The 26762-nt window shown below is 66.3% G+C and carries 19 protein-coding genes and 1 pseudogene; 5 read left to right on the top strand and 15 right to left on the bottom strand.

The features are described 5' to 3' along the window. Positions 1–170 precede the first annotated feature (170 nt). The 7 genes from mobF to DFR69_RS18565 all read right to left on the bottom strand — a co-directional run bounded on the left by mobF (position 171) and on the right by DFR69_RS18565 (position 12409). Complete coding sequence (gene mobF / locus DFR69_RS18595) at positions 171–6071, bottom strand: MobF family relaxase (protein ID WP_167456317.1); 5901 nt, start codon at positions 6069–6071, stop codon at positions 171–173. 370 nt (positions 6072–6441) lie between these two features. Beyond that, positions 6442–6705, bottom strand: a complete 264-nt coding sequence (locus tag DFR69_RS18590; RefSeq protein ID WP_146229322.1) for a hypothetical protein — start codon at positions 6703–6705, stop codon at positions 6442–6444. 195 nt (positions 6706–6900) lie between these two features. Further along, the gene (locus tag DFR69_RS18585; protein WP_146229321.1) at positions 6901–8520 is read right to left on the bottom strand and encodes a hypothetical protein; all 1620 of its coding nucleotides are present in this window, start codon (positions 8518–8520) and stop codon (positions 6901–6903) included. A 372-nt stretch (positions 8521–8892) separates the two neighbouring features. Further along, on the bottom strand, positions 8893–9459 hold the full coding sequence (locus DFR69_RS18580; RefSeq protein WP_110038845.1) for a single-stranded DNA-binding protein: 567 nt from the start codon (positions 9457–9459) through the stop codon (positions 8893–8895). 90 nt (positions 9460–9549) lie between these two features. After that, positions 9550–10182, bottom strand: a complete 633-nt coding sequence (locus tag DFR69_RS18575; protein WP_167456316.1) for a DUF4192 family protein — start codon at positions 10180–10182, stop codon at positions 9550–9552. Positions 10183–10279: 97 nt separating this feature from the next. Continuing rightward, positions 10280–12085, bottom strand: a complete 1806-nt coding sequence (locus tag DFR69_RS18570) for a ParB/RepB/Spo0J family partition protein (RefSeq protein ID WP_110038843.1) — start codon at positions 12083–12085, stop codon at positions 10280–10282. A gap of 75 nt (positions 12086–12160) precedes the next feature. Beyond that, complete coding sequence (locus DFR69_RS18565; RefSeq protein WP_110038842.1) at positions 12161–12409, bottom strand: hypothetical protein; 249 nt, start codon at positions 12407–12409, stop codon at positions 12161–12163. 140 nt (positions 12410–12549) lie between these two features. On the opposite strand from DFR69_RS18565, the gene ligD reads away from it, so the two are divergent. Next, the gene (gene ligD / locus DFR69_RS18560) at positions 12550–13509 is read left to right on the top strand and encodes a non-homologous end-joining DNA ligase (protein ID WP_244198343.1); all 960 of its coding nucleotides are present in this window, start codon (positions 12550–12552) and stop codon (positions 13507–13509) included. Positions 13510–13909: 400 nt separating this feature from the next. Here ligD and DFR69_RS18555 read toward each other — a convergent pair whose 3' ends face one another. Continuing rightward, on the bottom strand, positions 13910–14185 hold the full coding sequence (locus tag DFR69_RS18555; protein WP_146229320.1) for a hypothetical protein: 276 nt from the start codon (positions 14183–14185) through the stop codon (positions 13910–13912). An 87-nt stretch (positions 14186–14272) separates the two neighbouring features. Continuing rightward, positions 14273–15802 (bottom strand): LGFP repeat-containing protein, encoded by a 1530-nt coding sequence (locus DFR69_RS18550; protein WP_110038839.1) that lies wholly within the window; start codon positions 15800–15802, stop codon positions 14273–14275. Between the two features lie 188 nt (positions 15803–15990). On the opposite strand from DFR69_RS18550, the pseudogene DFR69_RS35765 reads away from it, so the two are divergent. Beyond that, positions 15991–16287: pseudogene (locus DFR69_RS35765) on the top strand (hypothetical protein); the annotation flags it as partial. A gap of 256 nt (positions 16288–16543) precedes the next feature. Here DFR69_RS35765 and DFR69_RS35290 read toward each other — a convergent pair. Next, on the bottom strand, positions 16544–16804 hold the full coding sequence (locus DFR69_RS35290; protein WP_244198342.1) for a hypothetical protein: 261 nt from the start codon (positions 16802–16804) through the stop codon (positions 16544–16546). Positions 16805–17108: 304 nt separating this feature from the next. Here DFR69_RS35290 and DFR69_RS18540 point away from each other — a divergent pair, with 304 nt between their 5' ends. Then, positions 17109–17399, top strand: coding sequence for a hypothetical protein (locus tag DFR69_RS18540; RefSeq protein ID WP_146229319.1), 291 nt, complete (start codon positions 17109–17111; stop codon positions 17397–17399). Positions 17400–17447: 48 nt separating this feature from the next. Here the strand turns inward: DFR69_RS18540 and DFR69_RS18535 are convergent, their stop codons facing one another. Beyond that, complete coding sequence (locus DFR69_RS18535) at positions 17448–17723, bottom strand: DUF6374 family protein (RefSeq protein WP_110038837.1); 276 nt, start codon at positions 17721–17723, stop codon at positions 17448–17450. A 54-nt stretch (positions 17724–17777) separates the two neighbouring features. Between DFR69_RS18535 and DFR69_RS18530 the strand changes: the two genes are divergently transcribed. Then, positions 17778–18149 carry a hypothetical protein gene (locus tag DFR69_RS18530; RefSeq protein ID WP_110038836.1) on the top strand — a complete coding sequence of 124 codons (372 nt, stop codon included), beginning with the start codon at positions 17778–17780 and terminating at the stop codon, positions 18147–18149. A gap of 50 nt (positions 18150–18199) precedes the next feature. Here DFR69_RS18530 and DFR69_RS18525 read toward each other — a convergent pair whose 3' ends face one another. The 3 genes from DFR69_RS18525 to DFR69_RS18515 all read right to left on the bottom strand — a co-directional run bounded on the left by DFR69_RS18525 (position 18200) and on the right by DFR69_RS18515 (position 25383). Next, positions 18200–21466: an arabinosyltransferase domain-containing protein gene (locus DFR69_RS18525; RefSeq protein ID WP_244198341.1), complete on the bottom strand. Its 3267-nt coding sequence runs from the start codon at positions 21464–21466 to the stop codon at positions 18200–18202. 313 nt (positions 21467–21779) lie between these two features. Then, on the bottom strand, positions 21780–24113 hold the full coding sequence (locus DFR69_RS18520) for a tyrosine-type recombinase/integrase (RefSeq protein ID WP_208644007.1): 2334 nt from the start codon (positions 24111–24113) through the stop codon (positions 21780–21782). A gap of 79 nt (positions 24114–24192) precedes the next feature. After that, complete coding sequence (locus tag DFR69_RS18515; protein WP_208644006.1) at positions 24193–25383, bottom strand: tyrosine-type recombinase/integrase; 1191 nt, start codon at positions 25381–25383, stop codon at positions 24193–24195. 257 nt (positions 25384–25640) lie between these two features. On the opposite strand from DFR69_RS18515, the gene DFR69_RS34520 reads away from it, so the two are divergent. After that, positions 25641–26111, top strand: a complete 471-nt coding sequence (locus tag DFR69_RS34520) for a GNAT family N-acetyltransferase (protein WP_167456304.1) — start codon at positions 25641–25643, stop codon at positions 26109–26111. Between the two features lie 76 nt (positions 26112–26187). Here DFR69_RS34520 and DFR69_RS18505 read toward each other — a convergent pair whose 3' ends face one another. Then, positions 26188–26646: a DUF3085 domain-containing protein gene (locus DFR69_RS18505; protein WP_110038834.1), complete on the bottom strand. Its 459-nt coding sequence runs from the start codon at positions 26644–26646 to the stop codon at positions 26188–26190. Positions 26647–26762 lie beyond the last annotated feature (116 nt).

Genomic DNA, 26762 nt, shown 5'->3' with positions numbered 1-26762 from the left:
GTCTTCCGCCCGGGGCCTTATCCCTCGGCGCCGCGGGCGCTGACCGGGACCACAGTCGGTGGCCCGTCACCTTGAGCACGGGGTGCAGATTCGGTGACTGGTAGGCGTCATAGCAAGGATCGGCTGTTGCGCGTAGGGATGTAACAACACCTCGCGTCGTATGTTGTAGGTCACCGGCCGAGATCGGTTCCCGGTCTCGGCTTGTTTCCGTCGGGGTCGGTGTTTCGGTCTGGGCTGAAATCCTCGGCTGTTGAGCTGAGTTCAGCTCGTGCGTGGTCCTCGCGTTGTCGTTGCGGTGGGGAGAGCGTTTGTCGTCTCTGTAGTTCTGCGCGGTGGTCAGCGAGCGCGGAGCCGAGGCCGTCGTGTAGCGCCGCGGCTGCTTGCTCGCGTTCGGTGGCAGCGCTGCTGGCTGCGCGTGCTTGTTCTGCGAGACGGCGGTGTTCGTCCTCGGTGGCGGCGTGTTCGGCGCGGGCGCGTAGTTCGTTGGCGTGACGGTTCGCTGCCCGTGCGGCGTTTCGGGTCCGCTCATGTGTTTCGCTGCGTTCGCGGTGTTCGCGGACCAGGGTGTTGATGTGGGCCTGCAGGGTCTTCCGCTGGCGGCGTCGCGTCAATGGCAGGGCGTCGAGTTCCTCTCGTGCGGTGTCGAGTGCGTTCACGGTGGCGTGAAGCGCTCGGACAGCGGTTTCGAGTTCATCGGCATGCAGGTGTGCGGACAGTTGTGCGTCCTCGGCGGTTCGCCGGAGTTCGGCCACGACCGGATCAGGCATAGTGGCGATGTCGTCACGGCGAATCGGGGCGAAGATCTCGGCTTCGGTAGCGATATTGCTCAGCCGCTGGGTCAGCCCGTCGATCGCCTCGGCGAGCTCGCGATCGGAGAGACGTTGCAACGGAGCGAGGACGGGGAGTGGTTCTTCGGGGAGCGGGTTGTCCCTCAGCCATCGCTCGATGAGTCTGCGCCCGACCGGATCGAGTGTGCGCCAGTCACGGCGCAGCATCGCCAACGCCGCCGGCGCGGGATTGGTTTGAGCGATATGGGCGCAGCGTGCGGTGAGGTGCTCGGCGGGGTTGTGTTCGGGGATGCCTGGTCGTTCGTTGTCGCGGCAGTCGTGGCACAGGCCGTCGTCGGAGATCCTGGGCGGCATGGGAGAGCTCGCACTGCCGGGACGTTCGATGCTGCAATCGACACATGGAAGACCGAGGATGACGGGTATCGCGGCCAGGTCGTAGTCGACCGGAAACCCACCCGATGCCGCCCGGGCGGTGGTCGTCGACGTCGGATCGCGGTTGTCGAGCGTGTCGGGGTCGGCGAGGTAGGTGTCGACCACGTCGTTGCCCGCGGCCCGGATCGGGTCGAAGTCAGCCGGTGTGATGGTGGGGTCGACGCGTTCGCGGTGGTCGTAGGCGGGTCGGGTGCGGTTGTGGTCGGGTTCGGTGTCATGGCGAAAGACGTGCGGATCTGTCGAGGGTGTGCACGCCTGGATCAGCGCCTGGTGTTGCGGGAATTGTTGGGCGGCCCAGCGGAGTCGGGCTTGCGCGACGGGGAAACTGTACTGGTAGAGGGTTTCCGAGACGGCGGTGAGAATCGCTTGTTCATCGTGGGACAGTCCGGTGTTGAAACTGCGGAACTCAGCGACAGCGTCGCCGACTCGCCCGTTCGCGAACAACTCGGCGATGCGGTCGATGCCGGTGGGGTGGTCGCTATCGGTGGGTTCGCTGATAACAGTGGCGACAGGAGCGTCCTCGGCTTGGGGCGGGGCCGGGCCGGCTGTAGCGACGGTGACCATGGGTTCATAGTCGAGGCCCGGTGTGATCGGTTCAGGCGTTGCCGGTTCTGGGCGTCCGACGGGTGATGTCGGTATCGGGGCGTGGTGGTGTAGCGCGTCGATTCTCCAGGCCAATGCGGCGGCGAGTTGATCGGGACGCAGCGGTGCTGCGTCGACGGGTTGCGCGCCTTGGAGAAGTTCGTAAGCGGTGAAGAGCAGATCGCGGGGTGACCAGGCCTTGGTGGCGCGTTCGACGGCAGCGACGACACGAGGCCAGGCCGGTTCGGTCGTGAGCTGTTCGGTCATGTCGGTGCCCAGGACAGCATCGAGGTCAGGCAACCAGTCAGGTCGCAGCGGGGCGGTGCCTGTGATGTCGAGGGCCGAAGGTTCCAGTTCCAGGCGCGCCCACAATGCCGCGGCGGGCAACTCATCCGGTAGCGGTCGTTGTGCGGCGGCGTCGGTGAGCAGGGTGGTGATGTCGAGTCCGGCGCGGTTGGCGAGGTCGATTTTGTCGGCAACGATCGGCCACAAGGTGTCGGTGCTGATGCGAGGATCGATGTCGTCGACGACCGCAGCCCACCGATTGCGTGGCAGCGTCGGGTCGCCGTAGGCGTCGATGACGCGTTGTTGCAGGCGTTTCTGGTGCAGGCGCTCGAGAGCGATGTGGCGGACAGGGCCGGTGGGTTCGGTGTCGGGGTCGGGGACACCGAGTCCGGTCCGCCACACGGCGAGCTCGCCCAGCAACGCGGGATCGGTTCCCAGTAGTGGACGCGCCCATGCCGGTGCGGTGGCCGGTGTCCACATTCGTGCGGTGTCACGGATTTGTTCGGCAAGGGCGGCCACGATTCGTGCACGAGCCCGAACGGGCTCGGTGAGTACCTGATCGGCGACAGCGCGGGGGAGTCCCGGTGTCCAAGCGAGGGGCCCAGCGCCGGCGGAGTGGGCGCCGGTGTGGTCCAGTCGCCAGTCGAGAACGGCGGCGGGGTCCGCGGCGGTGTCGAGTTCACGGGCGTCGGCCGCAGCGGTCAGCTCGGTGATGGGGTCCATGCCGGTGAGCGCGATCAGAGCGAGGTGCTGGCGCAGGACCGGGTAGGCGGGGCAGTCGGTCAAGTTCGGATGAACGGTGTCGGCGGCGCGATCGAGGGCGGCGAGTTGGTCGGGGCCGAGGGCGTGTTCGGCAGTCATGCCGAGGGTATCGAGGTAGATATCGACCGCGCGTCCGAACCGCAGCGTGGGGTCGAGTGCGTCGCGGAGCTCGGTGTGGGCCGACTTCTGTGCCCCGTCGCGAGCCAGCACCCGTTGCAGGATCTCGACTGCTGTGCGGGGGTAGACGGCGGGTTCGGTGTAGATCGAGCCTTCGGCGCCGTCGAGCGCGGTGGCGATGTGCGCGTGGTTGGCGTGGATTCCGCGGGTCATCGCGACGTAGAACTGTTGGCGGGATTCGCGCCCGGACAGCGCGACATGGCAGGCGTCGGCGGTGATTCCTTGGGCGGAATCGATCGTCGCGGCGTACCCGAGATGCACGTGGACGCGTACGTACTCGGTCGGAAGCCGGACGGTTGTGTCGCTGTCGGTGCCGCCGCGTCGATGCGACACCGTCAGTGAACCGTCCTCGTGGGCGGCGATGATGGTCCAGGAGTAGCCGTTGCGGACCCAATCCGTCTGGCCGAAACGTAGCTTTGGGTTGTTGCGTCGGGTGCGCACAATGTCACCGACAGAGCCGCAAAGCCCGTCCGCGAGGACCACTTCGGTCTCTGGTTTCGTGCCGGTTCGGGTGAGTCTGTCGGCGCGGGCGCGGGCGTTGAGCGCGGTCACGACCTCGTGGGTGGGCGCCAACATGACCGCGTCGCGACCAGCGTTATGGTCGGTGGCCCATGCTGTGTAGGTGTCGTCGTAGACCGATCCGGTATGTCCGGCGTGGATGCGGTCGTTGTCCAGATACCAGGCCAACGCGGCCGGGTCGCCCTCGCGCAGCCCGATCGAGGCGGTCGCTTCGCCGGTGGAGGCGAACCGGACGACGTGCGACAGCGTCACGGTTTGTTCGGGGGAGGTGGCGTTCATGTCGGCGTCGGCGCCACCGGCGTCGATCGCGGGCAGCTGCCGGTCGTCACCGATGCAGCGCACCGTGGCCCCGCGCCGGGACAGGAACTGCAGCAGCTGCAGGCGTTTGGTGTTGCCGAGTTTGACGTGCTCGTCGACGATCACCAGCGTCGTGTTGTCGATATCGAGGACCCATTGCGGTAGCGAGGGCGGATGATCCCGCATCATCGTGGGCGAATCCGCGCGGACGGAGTGGCGATTGAGGACGTCGAGGAGCTTGTCGACGGTCTCGGCGCGGGTGCCGATCGACTTCCCGAGGACAGCGGCGGCCGCGGCGGTGGGCGCCATGCCGAGGACGGTGCCGCCGCTGGAGTGCCATGCGCTGGTGAGGACTTGCATGGCGGTGGTCTTACCGGTTCCGGCCGGGGCGTTGGCGGTATGGACCCGCAACCCCGACGTGGCGAAGGAAGAGATGACACCGACCTGGCCGGCATTGAGCGGCCGATCCGGATGGGCGATGTTGTATTCCGCGACCGCGCTGTTCAGCAGGTCGGGGTCCAGGGTGCGGGCGCCAGGTTCGACGGACAGTTCGATGAGTGCGGCTTCGACGTCGAGAGTGGTTTCGGTGGTGTAGATCTGGGAGTTCGGACGCACGTGAACCGGGGTGCCGTCACGGTGGCGCAACCACGCCGGTGCCGCCCGCAGCCCGGGTTCTTCGTTCAGGTCGGGATCACCGCGCGCGACCGCAGACTGCGGCGAGAGCGCGGCGGCGACGACCTTGTCGGGAACCCAGCCCCAGTCGGCAGGGCTGATCCGGCCGCGGAGCTGGCGTTCGACCTCGGCCCGCAGGTTGAACGGCCGCCACGTAGAACGCCTCTCCGACACGGCGGCCAGCGCACGCTCGGCGGTCGCGGCGATGAACGCAGCGTCCGGGGCAGGGCGAGGTATCGGTGGCACCGACACTGCGGCCACCATCACCGCGTCAACAGGCTCACGGCCGCCGAGCACCGCGGTGGCTTGGGTCAGCCAGGTTTCACGTTGTTGGGTGTGGGATTGCGGGAGGTGTTTGGCCGGGCGGGTGTCCAGCGTTGCCCGGTCGGCCAGGCCGTAGACCTCTTCGGGGGTGGGTTCGCGGCCGAAGGTTGCCTGGAAATCGGCGGTGAGCCGGTCCAAGCGTGCGTTGATCGCGGTACCGCGTTGCGACCAGGCGTGGATCAGTTCTAGGGGGACGCCGATGACTTCGCGGATCGGGACCTGGTGGACGTCGCGATCGGGGCGGGTGTCGAACTGCAGGCCGAGGGCGAGTTCGAGGTAGTGCTCGAGGCGGGAGTCGTAGATCTCCGAGACCGTGACGGCCGCTTCATGGAACAGACGCGAGTCGATCGTGCGCCATTTACCGTCCAGGGTGCGGACTTTGTTGGCGACCAGGACGTGGGTGTGCAGGTCGGGATCGCCTGCGCGGCTGTCGCGATGGGTGAAACAGGCCGCGACGATCCCCTCGACTTCGGCGTGGCGGACGCCGTTACGGCCCAGCCGGGTGAACACGGCGTTGCGCTCCAACCACGCCAACGCATCACTGATCGCGCGCTGGTGGGCAGCCTCCAACCGCCGCGCCATGTCCGGTGGGGCCAACGCCCACAGCACCGACACACTCTTCACTGGGGAGAAAGTGATCTCGAGGCCGGCTAGCGCGGCCTGGTTGACGCGCGAGTTCTTGGCGACCCAACCCGACAACTCTCTCGCGTTCAGGGGTGCGCGACCGTACTCGTCGGTGAACATTTCGGTCGCCACGTGTGTGCGAATGCGTGCGCGTTCGTCGTCGGGAATGGCGGCAGTGGGGTCCATATTCCGTGCTGAGTTATGTGCACGATAGGCCTGAGAACAACGCTTCCGATACTCCGAACGAACCTCATAGGCGGCGAACTTGTTGCCCAGTTTCGTTGCCTTCTCGGCCGCGCGGGTGGCGTCACGGTCGCTTGCGCCGAGCACGATCTGGCGTGCGTAGACCTCGGTCCTGATCTGCTCGCTGTTAGGGTGAAGACCTTCCCCGAACAGCGACTTCATCTGGGGCTCGGTCACTTCCGACCCGGCCGTGAGGTCGAGCGCGCCCAGTCCGGTGCCGTGCCAGCGTCCGGGTGCTTCGCCGTGGTCGGAGTAGTACTGCGACAGCGATGACCGCCCGCGAGCGGTTCGGTCGTTGGCAGCGGTTTGACGCAAATAGTATTGGTAGCCGTTTCCCGCGGCGACTCGATGAATAGTCGCGACCATACCTCCATGAAGCATCAATGAATTATGTTGCCGCAAGAGGCAATTGATCCGCTGAGACTACTCTGGACAACGATGGACAACTATTGACACGGGCGTTATCGGATCGGTATCCGAGATGCCAGATGTCTGCCTTTGAAAAGGTGCGGAGAAGAGGGTGTGTGGGGTGATGGGGTGAAAGGCGGGGTGCGATCGTCAGTGTGCGGTGCGTACGGGTGCGGGTGCGTAGGTGGGATGGCGTGAGCAATAGGTGATAGCGGGACATGGAAGCGGAGGGGAGGTGACCAGCCATATTGCCGAGGGCGGGCCCGCGACCGTCGCGGCGGGCCCGCCCACGGGACCGGGCGCGGCCGCAGCCGCAGGGCGCGTTCGTTCAGTCGGCTGGGAGCGCGTCCCATGACCAGGGTGTGCAAGCGTAGCGGCGGTGGTCGATGGTGACGATGTCGCCGACCGACAGGGACCTGTGGCGGTGTTGGTACCAGCGGCGGGTGTGTTCGACGTCGGCGGGGTGGGGGTGGTCGTTGAGTGCCGCGAAGATCCGGTCGAGGACCGCGAAGTCGTCGACCTCGCCGAGATTGTCGAGCAGGAACCGATCAGCCAGCAGGTAAGGGTCACCGGGTCGGTGACCGTGGAGCATCGAGCGAGGATCGGCTGCCAGGTGGACGGTGACCATCAGGTGTGCAGGGCGGTGTCGCTGTCGACGGAGGAACCGGCGGCGAGCGCGGGCGTGGCGGGTGCGGTGAAACACAGGCGGGCCTCCTCGAGGTGAAGCACAGCGGCTGGGGCACCGCGGATCTGGCGGTGCCCCAGCCGACTGCATGGTGTGGAGTGGTCAGGCCGCGACGAGTCGACGTTCGCGCGGTGTGGGGATGTGCAGGCCGAGGTGGACCCGGCACTGTGTGCAGAACCCGTCGTCGTGGACCGGGGTGTAGCGGGTGCAGCCCTCACACCGGCCGGGCCGCTGGCCGGGCGGCACCACCGGTCCGCGGCGACGCTTCGACACGGTGGGTGCCGATATGTACTCAGGATCAGCATCGTCTGCGACCGGTGGCGGGGCGCCGGGCAGGTCGGGGTGGGCGGCCAGGAACTTGTCGATCACCGTGATCAACCATTCCGGTGCCCGACGGCACACCTCGGTGATCAACCTGTAGGCGGCGTCGCGGTAGTGCTCTACGAAGTAGGCGCAGTAGGCGACGGCGAGATTGGAGACGGTGAACCCGTCGGGGAGTGCGGGCAGGCCCGTGCGGTTGTCGCCGCGGCAGTAGTCACAGAGCCCGTCGTCGCTACGCATCACCCCGTCGCGGACGTGGACGGGTCGCTGATCGGTGGTGGGGCGTTCGACGAAGCACGACACGCACCGCCACCCGGCGACCGGGGTCATCGCCGTGGCGAAGTCGTCAAGACCGTTGCCCTGGAACACGAACCCCTCCCGCCGGTCGGCGCGCGACCGCAGCCCGGTCCGTTCGGCGGCCCAAGCGTGGGAGTGTTCGGGGGACTTGGTCGTTTCACCGGCCAGGGCGCGGTCGTGGTCGCGTTGGTCGGCGACGTGCACGCAGTACTGGTGATCCCACATCGCCTCGGCCAGGTCTGCGGGCAGCGGTGCCCGTTCACCGGGGCGGCGCGGTGTCCACCCCCGGGGCGAACCGGCGGTGAGGGTGACTCCGCGCGCGATCAACTCAGCCCAGCGTTGACGCAGGCGGGCTTGCTCGACGACCTCGGTGTCGACGAACAAACTCTCCCGCACATAGGCGGTGACCTCGGCCGGTTCCGGCTCGGCGGGGCGACGCTTGCCGCGCGCGAGGACGCGGGCGCGGATCTGCTCGGGGTCCAGGCGGGCGGCGTCGATGCGGCGCGAGGCGGGCATGGTCAGGCGCGGCAGCGGGTTGCGCCACGTGCGGATCGACTGGCGGGGCATCTCGGCCGCGGCGAGCTGGACCTGAAACTTCGCGAACTCCTCGGCGACGCTCGTCTTGTTGGTTCTGGCGCGGGTTTCGATGAGCTGGGCCAAGGCGTGGTTGTCGTGGGAGTGCAGGCCGGGGTCGGTGTCGGGCACCAACCGCACCAACCGTTCCCGCTCCAACTTGTCCCCGGCGGACCAGCGGGCGCGCAGGCGCAGCAGCGCGGACTCACGCGGGTAGAGGGTGAAGCACTCGACCATGAAATCCAGGACGTCCCAGTCGGCGTCGGTCGCCAACTCCAGCGCGGGCCCGAACATCGCGATCGCGGCTTTGCGGTCGGTGTCGAAGGTGACCTCGATCGCCGAGATCGCATCCAGAAACGACCGCGTATCCGGCACCGCCACCGATGTTTCGGTGGCAGGCTGCTCGGACGGCGGTTCGGCGCCGGTGACATCGGAGGCGGACAGATCGAGCTCGTGCCAGTGCAACCCGGGCTCGGAACTGTGTGTGGTGAGGGTGGTCGTGGGGGAGACGGTAGGTGCGTGAACGGACACAGCTGTTCTCCTGACTGGGATGGCGAGGATGGTGCGGCACCCGGGCGCGCTGGAACAGCCACGCTTTTCGCGAAATAGGGGCGCCGGGCTGGGGTGGGCCCAGCCGAGGGCTGTTCACCAGGACAGCGGGCGACACGACGGCGGGAACGCGCCAACTTGCGTGCGGGGGCGAATTCCCCGCGCGCACAACCCGACCGCCGGCTGGGGCTGGGACGGGCGCGGGGGATTCGTTTCCGCCGGGCGCGGGCCCGACGGCGTGGCGCACGATGGCCTGGTAGCCCTCGAGCGGCTGGGCCCACCCCAGCCCGGTGCCCCGACCCACCACCTGCCTGCCCGCTCACCACCGCAATGGCATCGGAGAACTGGGTCAGGTCAGAAGGGTGGTTGCCCGAAATCACCCACGCCGACACCGGCCAGCACGGGCTCGGCCCACGCCTCGCTGCCCCTGCCCACCGGGGCGGAGGTGGCCCACGGGTCAGAAGCGTCCGAGGTCCGCGCAGCGGTGGCGGGCTCGGCCGTAGAGGTGGCGCGGGTAGGGTTGTCGACGCCGAACCCGTTGCCGTTGTTCGGTCTGCGTCCGGTGCGGGTTACTTGCGCCTGGGCGAACCGCAGACTCGGTCCGACTTCGTCGACCTCGAGCTCGAACACGGTGCGTTTGTCCCCGTCGCGGGTTTGGTAGCTGCGTTGCTTGAGTCGCCCGGCGACGATGACGCGTGCGCCCTTGGTCAGCGACTCGGCCACGTTCTCGGCGGCCTCGCGCCAGATGTTGCAGCGCAGGAACATCGCTTCTCCGTCACGCCACTGATTGGTGTTGCGGTCGAACACCCGCGGGGTCGACGCGACGGTGAAGTGCGCTACCGCATCACCCGCTGGGATGAAAGTCAGTTCGATATCGGAGGTCAGATTCCCGATGACTGTGATGACGGTGTCTCCGGCCATGACGAACTCCTTAGCTCAAATGGGGGGTGGATGACACTGATTCGACGAGGGGGAGGTTGTGAAGAACGGCCGGGTTCTGATCGCTGCGGGTCAGGTGATGTCGATGCCGAGGTCGGCCGCGATCACCGCTGCGGCCTCGGCGAGTGCCCGGATCTTTTGGGGTGGCAAGCGGTCGTCGAGCGCGTTTGCCAACAGCGCCGCGATGGGGTGGGTCGGGTCGGCATCGAGGGCTGCGGCAAGGGCGGTCCTGGCGAGCGCGGTGTTGTTGTGGTGGTAGGCGCTGTAGGCGAACAAGGTGACGGCCTCGGCGCGGTCGTGACCGTGGGTCGCCGCCGCGATCTGGAGCCACAGAGCCTCCGCCGCTCCGTGGTACTCGCTGCGGGCGAGGCCGTACATGATGTCGCGGATGGTTCGGTCGCGCAGCAGCGCGACGGCCCAAGCGAGGTCCTGCGCGCCGACAGGTTCTTCTTGCGCCGTGCTGATTTGAAACAGCAGCCACACGGTGCGCTCACGTCGCAGATCGAGAACGCGGTCGGGAGAACGCGCGGCAGCGAGCTCGGCCCGGTCGCGGGCAACAGCGTCAGCGAGGTGGGAGAGCACCTCGTCGACCAAGGCGGAGTTCGGGGCGACGGGGATGCTGCGGAGCTGCCGTACCGGCGATGCCTGATCGGATGCCACAGAATCGAACTCGTAACTTCGATGATCTCGGAACCGGGTGAACATCACGGGCCTCATTCCGGTTGGATAGTGAATGGGCTTCTGTCGAAGCGTGGGGTGAGGCGGTCCGAATCGATTCCGTGGATTCGGACCGCCGCTGCCCTCACGCTGCGTGCGCGAGCTGCTCCTCTTCCGGGCTGTCCTGGTCGACTGCCGAGCGCTCGTCGATGCTGGTGGCCGTCGTGGAGTCCTGGTCGAGGGGGATGGTGCGGTAGTCGAGGTCGCCGGCGGCGGCCAGTTCGACGTCGACGAGCCGGAACTGTTCGTTGCGGTCGCTGGCACGTCCCCGGCTGGCCAGGTGTTCACCGGCCGCGGCGAGGAAGTGCAGGTAGGCGGAGACTGTGGTGGCCTGCCAGGTGTTGGTGCGCCAGCAGTCCTTGTCGAGGGTTGATTCGTGGGCGGCGAGCACGAGGCCGAGGGTGATCACCCACGCCCTGCCCGCGACGGCTGATGCCGCGGTGTCGGTGAGGCCGGTGCTGTTGTTCGCGTTGAACAGGGTCACTGCCAGTGTGCGGGCGCGGGTTCCGCTGAGCAGGGTGGTGTCGCGCGCCAGTGAGGTCGCGACGAGCTCGGCGCTGCCCGGCGGTGGGGTCCGCAACGTGAGAACCCGTGCCAGGAATTCCAGTCGCCGCTTCTTCGCGGCGGCGCCGCGTTTGTTCAGCTCGATCACCCGGCGCCGTTCCTCACGTTTACGGTCGCTGTCCGCTGCCGCCTGTTCGGCAGCGGCCCGGGCACGATCACCACCATCACCCTCACCGCCACCCTCGCCGTCATCGGTACGGTCAACGCTGGTGTCGGGGTCTCGGCGGCGCAGCCCGGCGGCGTCGAGCTGATCGACGGGCAGGTAGTAGCTCGGCATCCACACGTCCCGATACACCAACCCGGTGGCGCTGCGCAGCCCGTCAGCGGGTTCGGTGTCGGGGAGGTCGGCGTCGAAATCGACGGTGTCGGGGTCGATGACCTCATCGGTGGCGGGGTCGAAGAGTTCGGCGTCCTCGATCAGATCCATCGCCACCGCCCACCGTCCCGGTTCGGCGTCGATCGCCTCCGGGGAGACCGGTTCGGCGTTGGCATCGACGAGATTGTCGACCGGCACGTAGGTGTCGAGGTCGACATCGACGGATTCCACGTGCAGGATCGAATGCCCGGCCGCGGCGTAGGGCAGGGCGGCGGTGAGCCGGTCGCGGCGTCGGGCACGGTCGGCGGCGATCATCTCGGCGTGGTAGTCGAAGTTCCACTGCACAGCCGACAGTTTCTCCACTGCGGCGTGGTCGCCGAGCTGTTCGTATCCGGCGATCACCTCGAGTTGGTCGAGACTGAACGCGCTGGAATCCAACAAGTTTCGGGCCGTGCTCGATCGGCCGATCTTCCCGGCCTTGCGAACCCGTGCGGTGTCGGTTTGCAGGCCTTCGGCGATGCGGGTGGCGGTGGCACCGAGGTCGAGCATGTAGGCCACCCCGGCCGCGCGCGCGGAATCGGTCAACTCGATGCGGCGGTCGTTGAGGTTGATCTGATCCAATGCCCGCTCGATCAACCGTTCCGGATCATCGATCGACCGGTCGGTGGTCTCGATATAGACAGGCACCTTCGCAAGGCCGAGAGTGCGGGCGATCAACGCCCGGACCTGGCCGTCGACGACCACGACGTGTCCGTCGGGGCCGCGCTGGGCCAGGATCGGATCGCGCACCCCGAACCGCCGGATCGACTCGACCTCTTTCGGGTGGGCGTCGAGATCGATCTGGTCTTCGGGCCGCACGTTGTGGCCGATGACCAGATCCGCCGGGTCCATGATCACCGCCTCGGCGGCCGCGGGCAGCGGGGCGAGCACGGTGAGGGTGGCCTCGGTTCCCGGCGAGGACTCCTGATCCAGGTCGGCGGAGGTGTCGGGCTCGATGGTGGTGGTGGACACGAAAGCTCCTTGCGTAGAGGGCGACAACGATGCGGCGATCAGCCGAAGCCGGGGCGCACCGAGAGTGGACAAAGGTCAGCGGGTAGCGCGGGAGCGGCGGGCGACGTTGAGCGGATACAGCCGCAGCGCCCCGGTCTCGTCGGGCCGGTAGGTCCAGAACCGGCCCCGCCACCCCCGCGCCTGTTCACGCCACCGTTCGATGACGGGGTTGTCGGCGAGCGCGGTGACGGGTCCGGCGGTTCCGAGGTGCTCGCGTCCGGTGAACTCGGTCCGTGAGATCGACTCCACGGCGGTGACGTCGATCGCGGGTGGGGTTGTGCTCATTCGGGACTCCTGTTCGGTCCAAGGGGGTGATCGAGTGGCATGCGCGGTGTGGTTGGCCGACGACCACCCAGTTCGGGGTTACGCTGGATGTTTGCTGGTGTCGGGTGGTGTGGAAGGGGTGTGGTGATGGCGAGGAACCGGTGAGTGGGTTGCCGCGGTACGCGCCGATGCTGGCCGCCGCGGGTGCGCTGCCGGTGGACGACGGGCGGTGGGCCTTCGAGCTCAAGCACGACGGGATCCGGGCACTGGCCTACGTCGATGAGCGGTTGCGGTTGGAATCGCGCAACGGCAACGACATCACCGCGGCCTGGCCCGAACTGGCCGGGCTCGCCCCGGCCGAACCCGGCTTCGTCGTCGACGGCGAGATCGTCGTGCAAGTCGCGGGTCGGTCCTCGTTCCGGGCGTTGGCCCCCCGCATGCATCAACGCAACCCGGCCACCATCGCGGCCCTGACCCAGACCTCACCGGCGACGTTCATGATCTTCGACCTGCTCCACATCGGCGACCGGTCCCTGACCGGGCTGCCCTACACCCAGCGCCGCGAATTGCTCGAACTCACCGGCCTGGCCGGACCGCACTGGCGAATCCCCGGCCTGCTGCCCGGCCCTGCCGCCGACGCCCTGGCCGCCTCGCAGACGCTCGGGGCCGAGGGAATCATCTGTAAACGCCGCGACAGCTGGTATCTGTCCGGGCAACGCAGTCCCGCCTGGACGAAAGTCAAAAATGTTTCCCACCAGGAGGTGGTGGTCATCGGCTGGAAAACCGGGACGGGGCGACGGGCCGGGAAGATCGGGTCGCTGCTGGTCGCGGTCCCCGACGACCGCGGCAGCCTGGAATACGCGGGCAGTGTCGGTACCGGGTTCACCGCCGGGATGCTCGCCGACTTGCACGAGCGGTTGGCGCCGCTGCAACGTCCGGACCCACCGATCCCCGGATTCCGGTCGACCCCGGCCGGGGTGGTATGGCTCGAACCGCACGTGGTCGGGGAAGTGGCATTCACCGAATGGACCGGCGACGGCCGCCTACGGCACCCGTCATGGAGAGGATTGCGCTTGGACAGGGACCTCGATGACGTCGAAACCCCCACGGCAAGACCGTGACCGACAAAAGTAGCGACCGTCGGTGACGGCCGGTCAGGCTGACACCGGGCAATCGTGCTCGCATCCGGTCCTGCTCACGAAGGCACGGGTCCGACTATCGTTGGTCTCGATCAGGATCGATGGGGGGAACAAGAAAGTGGTGGACGAGCAGTCGGCCAGCGGCGTCCAAACCGCGGGCGCGGCATCGCCCGCCTGCCGGTTCGGCTCCGCGCGGTTCACGGCGACATGGATTTCCGCCCCGTGTGGCCGGGGAGCAACTTGTCGCCACGATGCCGAGCGCGAAGGTGCGCATCATCCGAGCCAAGTATGAGCCACCGCAGGTCAACGATGCTGGCGTGGCTGAACACTGACACAGGACAACTGGTCAGTCGACGCTGGGATCTCAGCCTCCGGTCGCTCGTCAGAGGTGGATCAATACAAGAAGACTGAAAGCGTAACCGTAGACGATTCCGCCGACGACCGCTGACCAGCCAAATACTGCAAGTCTGGGTGCTGTGACCTGGATCAGTCCTGCGATCGCCAGTGCCAGCAATTGTGCCAGCACCAAGGCGTTCACGAGCCAGTGGCCGATGTCAGGGGTAGCCACCTGGAACGCGGTCCAGAACATCGCGCCGAGGACGAGTCCGACAACGGCCTGCACCCAGACCGACACGGTCCCAGCGACTGTTCTGCTCACGAATCCACCTCTTCCGATGTACACGGACCCCGGCAACCTGCGAGGACGGCAGGATGAAGCCCTCCCCGCAGGTTACCGAAGCGTTTGCTATTCGTGCAGGATGATCAGGTCGTTGCCATCCTCGTTCTCCAGCCCGACGGGATTCGGCACAATCCGAGCCTCATGGGCGTACCCCAGGCTCGTGGTGATGATCCCCTGCAGGTTGCCTTCGAAGCGCAACCCGACCGCGCGACCGGTGACGTTGTTGTACTCGTCCATCGCGTTGGACTCGGGCGCGCCTGGGGCATCTTGCTCATGCGCGTTCGCCAGACGCAGAGCGAAGTCCTTGTTGGCCATCTCGGTTGTGAAGGCTTGCCACAGGCAGTGCCGCGCGGCGTCGGCCCGGTTATCGCCTTGGTCAGGGCCAGGGAACTCCTCCGAGGAGATCTTCTGGGCGAGGTCTCGTGCGGGATAAGCGCGTTGACAGTCCGTCGGATTCGTCAAACACACATTCCGTTGGTTCTCGCCGACGCTGCTGTAGTCGTTGACGTTCTTCGTCACTCCCTCTGCGAGGGATTGGATCGGAAGTATGGTCGACGGCTCGAACTGGAATGTCAAGGCGTTGCCCGCAACTGATGCAACGACATCGACCAATGCCCCAACTGCGTCGACGGCGACCGGGAGTCCGACGGCCGCAGTGACGCTCCCATCCGGTGCGAGGAGATTCACTCTGCCGAGCTGGGCCTGCAGCGCGAAGCCGGGCGGTATCGGCAGCAGGAGCGTGAACTCGCGCGGCGCCTGCGGTGCCAACAGGTTGATGCCCAGCTCGGCCGATGTCTCGCTACGGGTCCGGAACGTCAGGTCATATCCGTCACCATGAAATACGACCATGTCGGAAGTGCTCTCGTGTGTGAGCGCGACCGATGTTGGAACGCCGAACGATAGGACGGAATCGGACGAGGTGAGGGCGAGACGCATGCCCGAGGAAAACAGCCTGCCATTCTGGAACTGCTGCTCCTCGACCCCGCCCGTGCTGATGACCGCGTCGGCCACCGGGTAGCCCAGCGAGCTGCGTTCGTAGCCCGCCGACGCCCATTGGTCGAGGATTGTGCCCGCGACAGGGTGTGCGCCGGTAGTCGGCGACCAGTAGATGACGCCGTGCTCGAACCGGTTCATTCGTCCTTGTCCGTCGGGCAGAATCACCTCGTCAGAGGTGGGATAGCCGAGCCACCCCTGCTCCCACCCGGTTTCGCCCCATTTGTCGCGGATCGCGCCACCGACGAAGTACGCCTCGTTGAGTTTCCAGTAGATGGTGCCGCCCTGGAAGTACTGGCGCCGACCGATGCCGTCGGGGTTGACCAGCTCGTCCGAAGTCGGATAACGCAGAGGACCGCCTTCCCAGCCGTTGCGCTGCCAGCATGCGAAGAAGTGGTTGGCCACAGGATGAGCGCCGGCGTCGGGATGCCAGTAGATGGGCCCGTTCATGAACACCGAACGCTTGCCGACCCCGTCGGGGTTGGTCAGCTCATCGCTGGTCGGCCACAGCAGAAAGCTGCTCGTGCCGCCGAGTTCGTTGTACTTGTCGAGGATCGCGCCACATACCTGGTACGGCGCTGGAGGAAAGGTCTGACATGCCATCGTGCTCTGCTCCTTTGAACGCTCGGCCCGCGGAGCGGGGTGGCCTCCCTCATCGAGGTCACTCTTCGAACATACATTCGAACCGCCCATCTGTCTGGCTACTTCGCCGCGAATCGGGTTCCGCCGCAGATCGTTACAACGTCGAGTCGCCTTCGTTCCTCAGCCGCAACAGCTTTCGGCGGTGAGAGATGGTAACGCCGGTCAGCGCGCAACTCGCGCCACCCAAGACTGAAGTGACGTCAAATTTCGCCGTCCCAAATCAAGATCGCCGAGCCGGACCGACGCAGCGGCGTCAGCTACCGCGACTGGGTCCTGGAAGACCCCGCAGGCAAAGGCATACCGCCGGGATCGTCGCCGCCACCGGCTCTTTCGGCAACCCGTATCTGCCTGAACTGCCCGGTCAAGACCAGTTCGGTGGCAACTTGCTGCACGTCGCCGACTACCGCCGCCCCCAGGACTGCACCGGTCAGCGGGTGATCGTCGTCGGCGCTGGCAAACTCCGCAATACAGGTCGCCTACGAACTCACCGACCACGCCACCGTCACCCTGGCCACCCACAACCCCGCCGACTTCCTGCCCCAGCACCGCGACGGACACGACATCCACCACTGGCTCGTCTCCACCGGATTCGACCAACTCCCACCGGAATGGCTCATCCGCTACGTCGGCGGCCCCTCGTCATGGACACCGGCGACTACCAGCACGCCCCCGCCACCGGACGCCTGGACCGGCGACCGATGTTCACCGTGTCGGACGCATCGGCGTCGTCGCGGGCGTCCAGTGCTGGTGGGCCGGTCCGGAGTTGTCGTGCCAGCGTGCCCGCAGTAGTGCGAGTCCGCGCTCGACCGCGATCATGCGGGCCTGAACGCCGGGGTCGTTCGGGTCGTAGCCCGCTTCGATCAGCGCGGCGCGGTCTTCGGGTGTCATGCCAGTTTGGACGGCGCTGCTTCGTTGCAGGTTCCCGGCAAATCGGACGACTTCATCCTGGTCCAGGTTCGGCATCGAAATCACCCTCCCACGATCGATGAGCGCCGACATTCGGCTGCCGGTGCCGGGCGCCTGCGGGTTGACCTATCGCCCTACGCGGCTGCCGGCTGCGGATTCCACGCCGACGGGCCTGGACGCCGCAGCGCGGGGTTGTGATCAGGTGGCGTTGCCGATACGTGTTGTCGGTTCCGCGCACTATCGTCATCACGCAGCAGCCCACCACCGCGTCAGCCCGGCCGCCGGTATCCGTTCAGCCGTCGGGCGACGGCGCTCCGACCATGGTGCGTGCACCATGCACGATCCGGCAGGAGTGGAACCGATGAGTGACGACGACTATCCGATCTACTTCGACGCGCCCTCGATCGGCGAGGACTACCAGGTACTGCCCGATGGCCGGGTTCCGTTGTGGGTGATGCTCACCGTCGGGGACGACGCGTACTGCGTCACGCCGTGGCACTCGGCTACGGCTCCGTTGGTCTTGTCGGCTGCGGTGATGGGCCGTGACTGCGACATCCCGGCGGGAGAGGTCATCGGCCGCGAGTTCACTGCAGCGGGCGGGCAAGACGAGCCGTTGCACGACTTCCGGCTCGTGCACGATCCCCGCTTGTAGTCGAGCAGGGCCAGGGCTGCGGTCGTCCGCCCGATAGCCGCGGGTCGCTCATGACGAGGACGGGTGTTCGGGATCGCGGTGAGTGTGGTCGACTCGCCAGGGGTGCACGGTCCAAGCGGATCGCGGCCGCAGTGGACGCCGCAGGCGCGGATACCTGCGGGTGTCGGATTCGGCGTAGTCGCGCAGCACCTGGGTCAACCGCACCGCGACCGCATCGAGGAGATCCGGGTCCGCCGCGACGCCGAACGCGGCGCAGGCCTTGAGCTGGCGACGGACGGTGGCCAGCGCGACGGCCGTCCGTGCGGGGCCAGGCGTCTCGGGCATGGCCCGACTCTACCCGTTATCGAACATACATTCGAGACCTGTAAGTTCGGCGGCGTGTTCGAAAAGTGGCCGGTGCAGTTCACCCCAGAACCGTGGCGAGTCGTCGACCCGCCACAGAAGGTGCTCGTCGCCGCCCACCTGGCCATCGCCACCAAGCCGAAGTACTTCCGCCAGGACCAGCTGGCCATGCGGGTGAAACTCGGTGGCCTGCGTCTGGCCGACAACGTGCCCGGCTGGCTCCATGCCTGGGTGCTGCTCGCTTCTCTGCACTTTGTCAACGCGGTGTTGCGTGAACGCGTCCTGTTGTCGGCATCGGATCGCATCCGACGGCTGCGTGGCGCCGCACGACCTCGCTGTCGTGACGGGTCAGTCGGAGCCGTTCCAGTTGAGCTCGTTCGTTCCGGCAAGCGAAGTTCGGCGGCGTAACGCCTGGAGCCCGCCGACCGGGGCGGGCGGCGTGGGCTCCGGCGTCTCGTCTATCGGATTCCGAAATTCAGTGGCCCCGGGGTCCATCGAGCTGAGCGTTCGACGGTGACGGTGTCGATTACTGCGGGGGTTGCGGTTGGGTCGAACGGCACGAGGCGGTGGATCTCGCCCCAGTTGCGTTTCCAGTCATCCTTCAAGTAGGAGGGCAGTACTTCGGTGCGGGTCACCAGCTCGGTGTAGCCGAGAGGGCCTCCGGAGGCGTGGCTTTGCCAGTTGCTGGTCATGATCGCCGCCGAGAACTCCGGGAGAATGCGGTATTCGGGGATTTCAGCCACACCGTAGCGGTGCCTCATCGGCTGCTGGCAGGGGAACTGCAGGCCGACGAGCCAATCCATAAGTACCGGCCGGGTATGCCCGACCAACTCGTCGAGGGTGCGCAGCTCCGGCACCCGCGGCGGGGTCACCGCGACCCACTGCTCCGCGTCGGAGCTGTCGACGGTGGCCGTGATGCGAACCACATCGGCGGGGGGCGGCAGCTGTTGCAGTGGAACTCGGAGGTTGCGCCACGAGGGCTGGAGCACACTGACGTCATCTGGGGTAATCCGTCCGAGTGGCTGCACCTCGGCCCCGTTTGTGCTCCCGTATTCGACCTGCACGTTCTGACCGGTAACCGGGAGTCCGTCGAGGTCGGTGGTGGCGATGCGGCCAGCGGCTGCGATCGCGAGGATCTGGCCACGGCTTGCACTGGAGTCGGGTGCAGGGAGTCGATACCAGCCGGAGACAAGCGTTTTCGTGACTCCGGGGCTGCCGTAACTGCCGAGCACAGGTGTTGCGGCCGGGTCCAGGCCGAACGGAAGCGCGATGGTGCTGCCGTTGATGCCGTGTGGGCTGGACCCGCCGAGCCCGCTATCCGCGGTGGAGCCGGATTCGGTCGTGGTTCCGGCGCTGCCGAGTGATTGGCCCACCGATGCCGCGGCGGCGTCGGACGCATCGGGGACCAAGTCGTTGGTATTCACACCGTTGGGAGTGAAACCGTCGACCTCCGCGCCCAAGGCGGTGGCTCGGTCGCCGGACAGCGGTTGCAGCATGCCTGCGTCCGGATCAGGTTCGACCAGGACCTCGTTGGCCAACGCACAGGTTTGCCCGCCGAGTGCGGAGAAGTTCGACTTTGCCAGCGAATACGCTGGGTATTGGTCGATTCCTGCCTTGATGAACGAGGCGACCTCGAACGCCACGACCAGTCCCACCGCGATGGTGAGAACCGGAATCCGGCGGTGTGAGCGGTGTTCTGCGCTGCGGAACGGTTCGCGGATGTGCAGCCACCCCGCGTACGCGAGCAAGAAGATCGCGACTACAAGTAGCGCGGTGCCAGCACTGATGCCCTTGACCGAGATCGGCTTGTCCCACCAGGGGATTCCGTAGGCGGCTACGTACCACCAACTGTTCGAACTGGTGAACGCCAGCGCCAAGACGGCAGTGACGACGGCAGCGAACAGTGCGCGGTTGCGCGGTGATCGCACGACCCGGGGGCCCGCGGCGACGGCCGCCACGACTGCGACCGCGCCTGCGAGCCCGGCGAACACACCGAAGTGGTGGGTGAACTTGGTCGGCGAGAGCGCCATCAATGGAATCGTGGCGATGGTAGTGCCCAGTATCCGACGGGTCGGTCCTGCTGCTAGGCCAGGGATTCTGCCGCCGTGACGCAATAGTGCCAGCACTGAGACCGCCAACGTCAGGAACAGCAGCAGCATCGCGAATCGGCGTGCCATCGAACCGTCAGGGCCGACTTGGAAAAGGGATTGGTAGACGAAGGTTTCGTCGTACCACGGCATGTTCGGGCCGACCACCGAGTGGGCGTCGCTCATCGCGGTGACCTCGGAGATGGGCTGGCCGATGAACACGATCGCGAGAATCGATACGCCTACCGCCACGGCCGGAGCCAGCAGCGCCAGGTAGCCCACTCGACGAGCACGTTCGACGATGATCTGCACCAGCGGGCGGGCCCCCGCGAGCAGTGCCGCGAAACAGATCACTCCAGCGGGATTGGTGACCACCGCCAATGCTGCTGGAATCAACGCCATGGCGGCGGGCGCGAGCCGTCGCGTCGCCAGGGCGCGCTCCATCGAGACCCAGGTGAGCAGGACGCCGAGGGCGACTGCGGGTTCTGGGCGCAGTCCGTTGTTGTACGGAAGCCAGAAGGCGAGCAGCGCCAGGCCGCCGGCCCAGATCGCCGCCTTCTCGTTACGCGCGGCGATGCCGAGGCGCGGCACGACCTCGCGACTGATCAGGAACCAGCACACGATGCCGAAGATCAACTCCGGCAGGCGCACCACGATGCTCGCAGTCGATATCTGCGCCAGCCAGCCGATGACAAGGTCGTAGGGGATTCCGATCGGTGTTTCAGGCACACCGAAGTAGGCGAAGTAGTTCGCCAGGTATCCCGCGTGCCCGGCCGTTCGTGCCATGCCGAGGATGTAGCCGTCATCGGCGGTACCCGCGCCGATGAGGTACCACAGAACCAGTGTGCCGACCACGACGCCGTCGACCCATCGAGGCCGCCACCAACGGTGCGGCAGAACCCGCCGATTGCCGCGGCCGTCGAGACAATCAAGCCGATGCAACGCGAACAGCGCCAGCGCTGCGGCGATGAGGACGCCGATGATCGCGATCAGCTTGAGCACCGTCGGTGAGGTCGTGAACCGAGAATCGATCTCCACGTCGGTGCGCATGCCTGCGGGCACCTCGCCAGCCAGGTCGGTGAATATCCCGACCACCTGCGGCCGGAAGTCACCCTCGATGACCACGGGCTCGGAACCGCTGATCTCAACGGCGGTTCGCGCGCCGGTGGACGCGACCACAACACGACAATCGTGGGCCAGGTCTGCCACTGCGGTATCGATCAGCGTCTTGTCGCGCAAGACGACTTGTAGGCGGCTACCGGCCTCAGTCGACGAGACGAGCACGTTCAAGCCGTAGTGCCAAGCCTGCCCGGATGCAGGCGGTACCGTCGCCAACAGGTACCCGCCACGAGCAGTCAACCCCGCTGCGGCAACACACGGAATCGCCGCGTCGACGCTGACTGGCGAATACGACACCAAAGGCGACGTCACACTGGTCGCGCGACCACCCTGCGGCCACGAGAAGGAAGCTTGTTCCTGCTGCACGGGGAGGAGCGGCACCGCCACCGCGAGCAGCACGCCCACGATTCCCGCGACAATCGCGACGATTCGCCAGGTACGGCCAGAGTCTTGCTGCTGGTCCTGGGGATCGAGTGGTTGATCGTCGGACGGCCGGCGTCGGCTGAGCAACAAGGTCACGATTTCCGATCCTAGCCAACCTGCTGCGTCGCCTTGGCTTGCCCTGAATACCCTCCGCGACAGCAGGCTTCGAGCTGCATGAGCCACCCGCGATCGGATAACCGATTTGTATGACCCGCCGCCTTGTTGGGCGTGAGCCGGTGTCGTCAACGAACGCCTCGCGGGGGCAAGTTTCGTCGTCTAGTTGGACCGGGGGGCTACGGATCGGCGTTAGCTAGCATTCGCGTCCTCGGATCGTGCAGCCAAACTCCGACCATCGCGCGGACCGTTGGCGCTTGGCGCCGATCGCATGGCGCGGCGAACAATGACGGCGTCAATGTCCTTTGGTCCTGTGTGGTAGCCCGGGCGTGCCGAGTGAAATGGTGCGAGAGGCCAATCGGCTGGCAGCGTCACGTTTGTCGCGCAGAAAGGTAAGGGTGAGGTCGATGCCTTCGATCTCACCGAGCCAGCCTTCGTTGTGCGCGCGTTGACGTCGTTCGATCAAGTCGGTTTCGATGTCCGTGAGCCGCGTGATCATCGTCGGGGCGACGTGGAGCATCGAGCAGCGAATGCAGGCGTGTTCGTGGCCGCAGGGTGTGGCGTAGGGGCGCCCGCACGATCCGAGCTCGACTTTGCGTTTGTCGAAGTGTTCTTCGAACTCGGCCCATTCCTGGTCGGTGACCGGTCGGTACTCCTCGGTCGGGCGTAATGCTCGTCGGCGTTGCAGGTGGGCCTGGTAGTGGCGGGTGACATCTTCTTCGAAGACGGCGACGTAGCCGCGGGTTGTGTCGAGGTCGAGGTGCCCGAGCAGGGCCGCGCCGATGTGGATAGGCAGCCCGTTGTTGACCAGGTCGGTGGCGAACAGACGCCGGAAGTCGTGTGGGCGGAAGTGGATCCCCGCGAACCTGGGGTCGACTTGGGCGAGGTCCTTGCAGACTGCGCGAATGCTCGTCCCGATCGCGCCGGTGGTCATCACCTCCAATCGTTGGCCGATGCGGCGTTGGAACAGGAAGGGCTGAGGTTCGCTGGTGGTGCGGTCGTAGTCGTCATACCGTGTCGCGAGCGGCACTGAAGTGTTTCCAGTGGTGATCCGGCGGAGTATGCAGGCGACGACGTGGAACAACTCGGCCGACATCGGAATGACCCGTTCTCTGTCCGTCTTGGAGGGCGCTACGACGAGAAGTGCGATGACTTCGCCGTTCGGGCGTCGGTACTGGCGCACGCTCAACTGGGACAGCTCTGTGAGCTCTTCGATGCGTAGCCCACTGTGACGGAGGGTTTCGATGATCGCCCACATCCAGAACGCGGCATCCTCGTACACGGCGACGTCGACCGTCCGGCCGAATCGCGGACTGCGGACGTGCACGCGGGGTTGGTCGCCGTCTGCGATCAAGCGGGAGTCGCCGCGAGTGATGATCCTGGTATAGCGGTGTCCCTCGTAGGTGAAGTCCTCACCGTGCCCGGCGGCGGATGCGCGTTCGAGGACACCACGCCAGTGCTCGTTGCGTTTGTCGACATAGTCGACGAGGACGGGCAACAGTGGCTGCAGCGTGCGGATCTGATGGTGGGTCTTCTCCTGGGCTCGCCGTTTGTGCTTGGCGAACTGGCGCATCTCGCTGCGAGGGATCGGGCAGGGTGCCGACCAGACTGCCCACCTTTCGGGTTCATCGACAGCCCACGTCTGGATGTCGTAGTAGAGGGCCTGCACCATGGTCAGGATGTTCCAAGGATCCGATCGGGGCGTGCCGTCCTCGCGGAAGGCCAGGGTGGCACGCCATTGCCGGTAGACGTCCTCGGACAGCCGCAGGTCGGTTTGCTCGGGGTTGATCCGCTCGATGGCCTTCCAGAAGAACCTGACGATGTTGGTACCGACCACCGTCAGGGTGGCGTACTTGATGTCTAGGGCACGTCGGTCGAGATAGTCGATGAGCATCTGTCGGATCGCTGGGTCGGTGACCTCGTTCCGGTCGACCATCTCGGCCGTGGTGAGCTGCGGCGACCGCAGCGCACCACGCAGGGTCGAGGGGGTTGCCGGTGGGAAATGGCCGATCGAGTGCATCACCTGCCAGGCGAGGTGACCGATGTACTTGCCGAGATGAAGACCTGTCCGGCTGGTTGATTCCCGGGTTTGTTGGGCGTGGTGCAGGAATGCTTCCGGTGTCAGGTCCAAGAAGGGTATTCCTTGGACGGTCAGTGCGGTGCAGACATCGCGGACGGCCCAGTTCTTGAAAGTCTCGGTGGAATCGGTGGCGTGCACGGCGGCGATATAGGCGTCGAGTGCGGGATCGGCCTCGGCGGCCACGAACTGCTCGATGTATTTGCCGAGCCTGTTTGCGCGAAACGCTGGAAGCGTCGGCTTGATGACACGCAGCGCGTACAGCGCTCCCAATGCCTGGCTGAAGTGTGCACGGGGGCCGTCGTTCTCGACGAGCTCGGTCAGAGACGCGGATCGGGTATTGAGTTCGCTGGCCTCCCAACGCTGTTGCCACGTCGATCCGGGGTATTGCAGCAGGTAATCGGTCAGCAACCGAAACCCACGGTCGCGTGCATCGTGCCGCTTGTCTGGATTGGTCCGAAACCGGCGGGCCACCTCATAGAGCGCCGCTGCCGATGCGTTGTCCAGATCGCCGTGCCGTTGCAAACGTCGAGGTGCCGGAGGCGTTGGCACGACGGTCGGTCTGACGAATCTCGTGGGCGGCGGCGTAGTGGCCTTCTGCCGTGTTCGTGCCGGGCGGGCGGTTCGGGAGCTACTCACCGAACACCGTCGCGATGTCCTCAGCCGAGTACCCGGTGGCGAAGGTCGTGGCCGGTCGGGGCCTTGAGTAGTGCTCCTGCATCTTGTCGTGCAGTTCCTCGATCCGTGGAAGTAGATAGGTTTCGGTGGTCGACAGGTGCCGGTGGCGCAGGATCGCTTGGACCTCGGGCAAGGTCAACTGCGGGTCCTTCGCCATCCGGGTCGCGGCGGTGTGCCGGATGTCATGGAAGGACCAGTTGGTGCCGAGCTCATCGTTGGCGCGCTGCAATACCCGTCGCAACGCCCAATATGTCAGTGGACGTGGCTGTCCGCGCAATGTCCGCCAGACCTGTTCCTTCGGTCGCGGGGTTCCGGATCGTTCGAAATACCTGGCCAGGAGATCAAAGGCCTCCGGGGAGGCAGGCACTACTGCGAGTTCCCGAGTTCCCTTGGAAACTACCCAGATCCGTCGATAGCCCCACTCGACGTGCTCACCGCAAATGCCCAGCAGCTCGCTAGCCCGGGCGCCGGAGGAGACAGCGAACTCGAGCAGCGCGCGGTCGCGATCATGTGTCATCGCCGCGAACAGGGCCATCCACGCGGCGTCGGGGATCGATCGAGGAGCCCGCTGTGGCTGCTTCTGCCGCATCGGCGCCCGCCGAAGCCGGGTCCGCGGGTCGAGGGGGCTGCTCAGCTGGATTCTTCGTCGATCCGATGAGGGCGGCACTGGATTCACCAACGGGCCACGTCCATAAAAGAGATGGTGCTCGTAGAACCCGTACACCACGGTCAACGCGTGGTTGATCGTCGCTGGCGCATACCCCGGCGACAGGACCGGCTTCCCCGTCTTGAGGTTCACCGATCCCGGCTCCGAGATGGACATGGGCGAGCGTCGACGCTGCGGATTGGTCGCCGATCGCATCCATCCGACCATCACCTCGACGTCCTCCCTGGTTGCGCGCTCCCACCACACTCCCAGCACCGCAAGCACTCTCCACCACCGCAGCAGATCATGCGCATAGGACCGCACTGTCAACGGACTGACGTCGGAGATGACCAAGCTCGACAAGTACGACGAGATCGGCTCGACCTCGATTCCGTCGACAACGACCCCGTAGGGCACTGCACTCTCGACGCGCTCCACGCACCCTACCGCCGGCAACTCGATGCGCCCCTGACGAAGCGCCCCACGCAGCTCGTTCAACTCACTCACCCCGTCGTCAGATCCGCAGACTGTCCGTGTAGATGGTGCAGTTAACAGGTCCGACGGAACCTGGATGGGGCTGGTCACCTTCACGCTGGTCACCGGCAACGGGCGCGGGCAACTCCAACTCCACCAGTGGTGTCCCGCGCACGCACTGAGCCCGGTCGAGCAGTAGGCGAGACGGCAGGTGCTGGGGACGGCGCCTGCGCTCGCCGAAGATTTCTGCACGGCCGTACCGGTATGGCAGCGTGGACGGTGTGAACGGGATCGAGGTCGAGCAGATCGACGGCGAGCACGCGATGCTCGCGCCGCTGCTGGTCCGCCTCGACGAACTCCACCACCTGCGCGACAGCTTCTTCGCCGCACCATCACGGTTGACCGGGATCGGTGACCCAGGTGCGGTTCGGCTCCTCGCTCGCCGCGACGGCGCGGCCGAAGGGTTTCTCGCCGGCAACCCGCAGACGGGCCACCTGGCGCTGGTCGGTGTCGTGCGACCGCGGTGCGGTGTCGGGTCTGCGTTGGTGCGCGCGTTCACCCAACGAGCCTGCGCGGCGGGCGCCGGTGAGGTGACGGTGGTCCTTGACACCGACCCGCATGGGCGGTGGGGACGGCGACAGTTCTTCGAAGCGCTCGGCTTCACCGCGGTCTCAGGCAGCGCGCTGCACTTTCACCACCGGGTGTCGACGGGTGTGAGCATGTATCCCACCAGAGACCTGCGCCGTACCTGATGTCGAATCTCACCCCTTGACCGGCTACCCGACAAGCGCCGATATTCGAGGTGGACTCGGCATCCGCACCGAGCCGCTAGAGATCCAATGATGCGGCGGCCGTACTGAAGTCGATGTCGTAGCGGCCGCCGGGGTGCACGGTGAAGATCATGATTCCGCCACGGGCGGCGTGGTGACGAATCATCTCGATCAACGAGATTCCGTCCTGTTGCTCGGTGAGGGAGATGTATTCGGAGAAGTCGTCGCCCCCGACCGCGGTGTAAGAGAAGTCGAAGTACTGCTCGTAGCCGACCGCGTACACGACCTTCGAGGAGCCCTCGGGTTTGGCAGGGTCGGCCAGTAGGCGGGGGACGCCGTTGGACAGCAGGTAGGTGCCCTGGTCCTTGGCCCACACCAACGCCGGTGGGACCGGGTCGGGTTTGTCGCTGTCGTAGTCGGGCCACGAGTGCTCTGTGGCGGCCATCGCGTGCTCGGCGATCACCGCGACCTGACGCAACGGAAACCACAGTTCGAATTTGCCCATCCGGACCGGCATCGATGAATTCCTCTCTGTTGGCGAATCATTGAGTCCTCGGCGGTGAACGCGGCCAGTCGTTGCCCGGCATCGGCGGCAAGCTGGGGTCGGCGGTGTTCTCGACCATGGCCGCGCAC

The organism is Nocardia neocaledoniensis (assembly GCF_003182135.1).
In the GTDB taxonomy this organism is placed as follows: domain Bacteria; phylum Actinomycetota; class Actinomycetes; order Mycobacteriales; family Mycobacteriaceae; genus Nocardia; species Nocardia neocaledoniensis.
The sequence above is the reverse complement of the archived record's forward strand: the minus strand, read 5'-3'. Positions and strand labels throughout refer to the sequence as shown.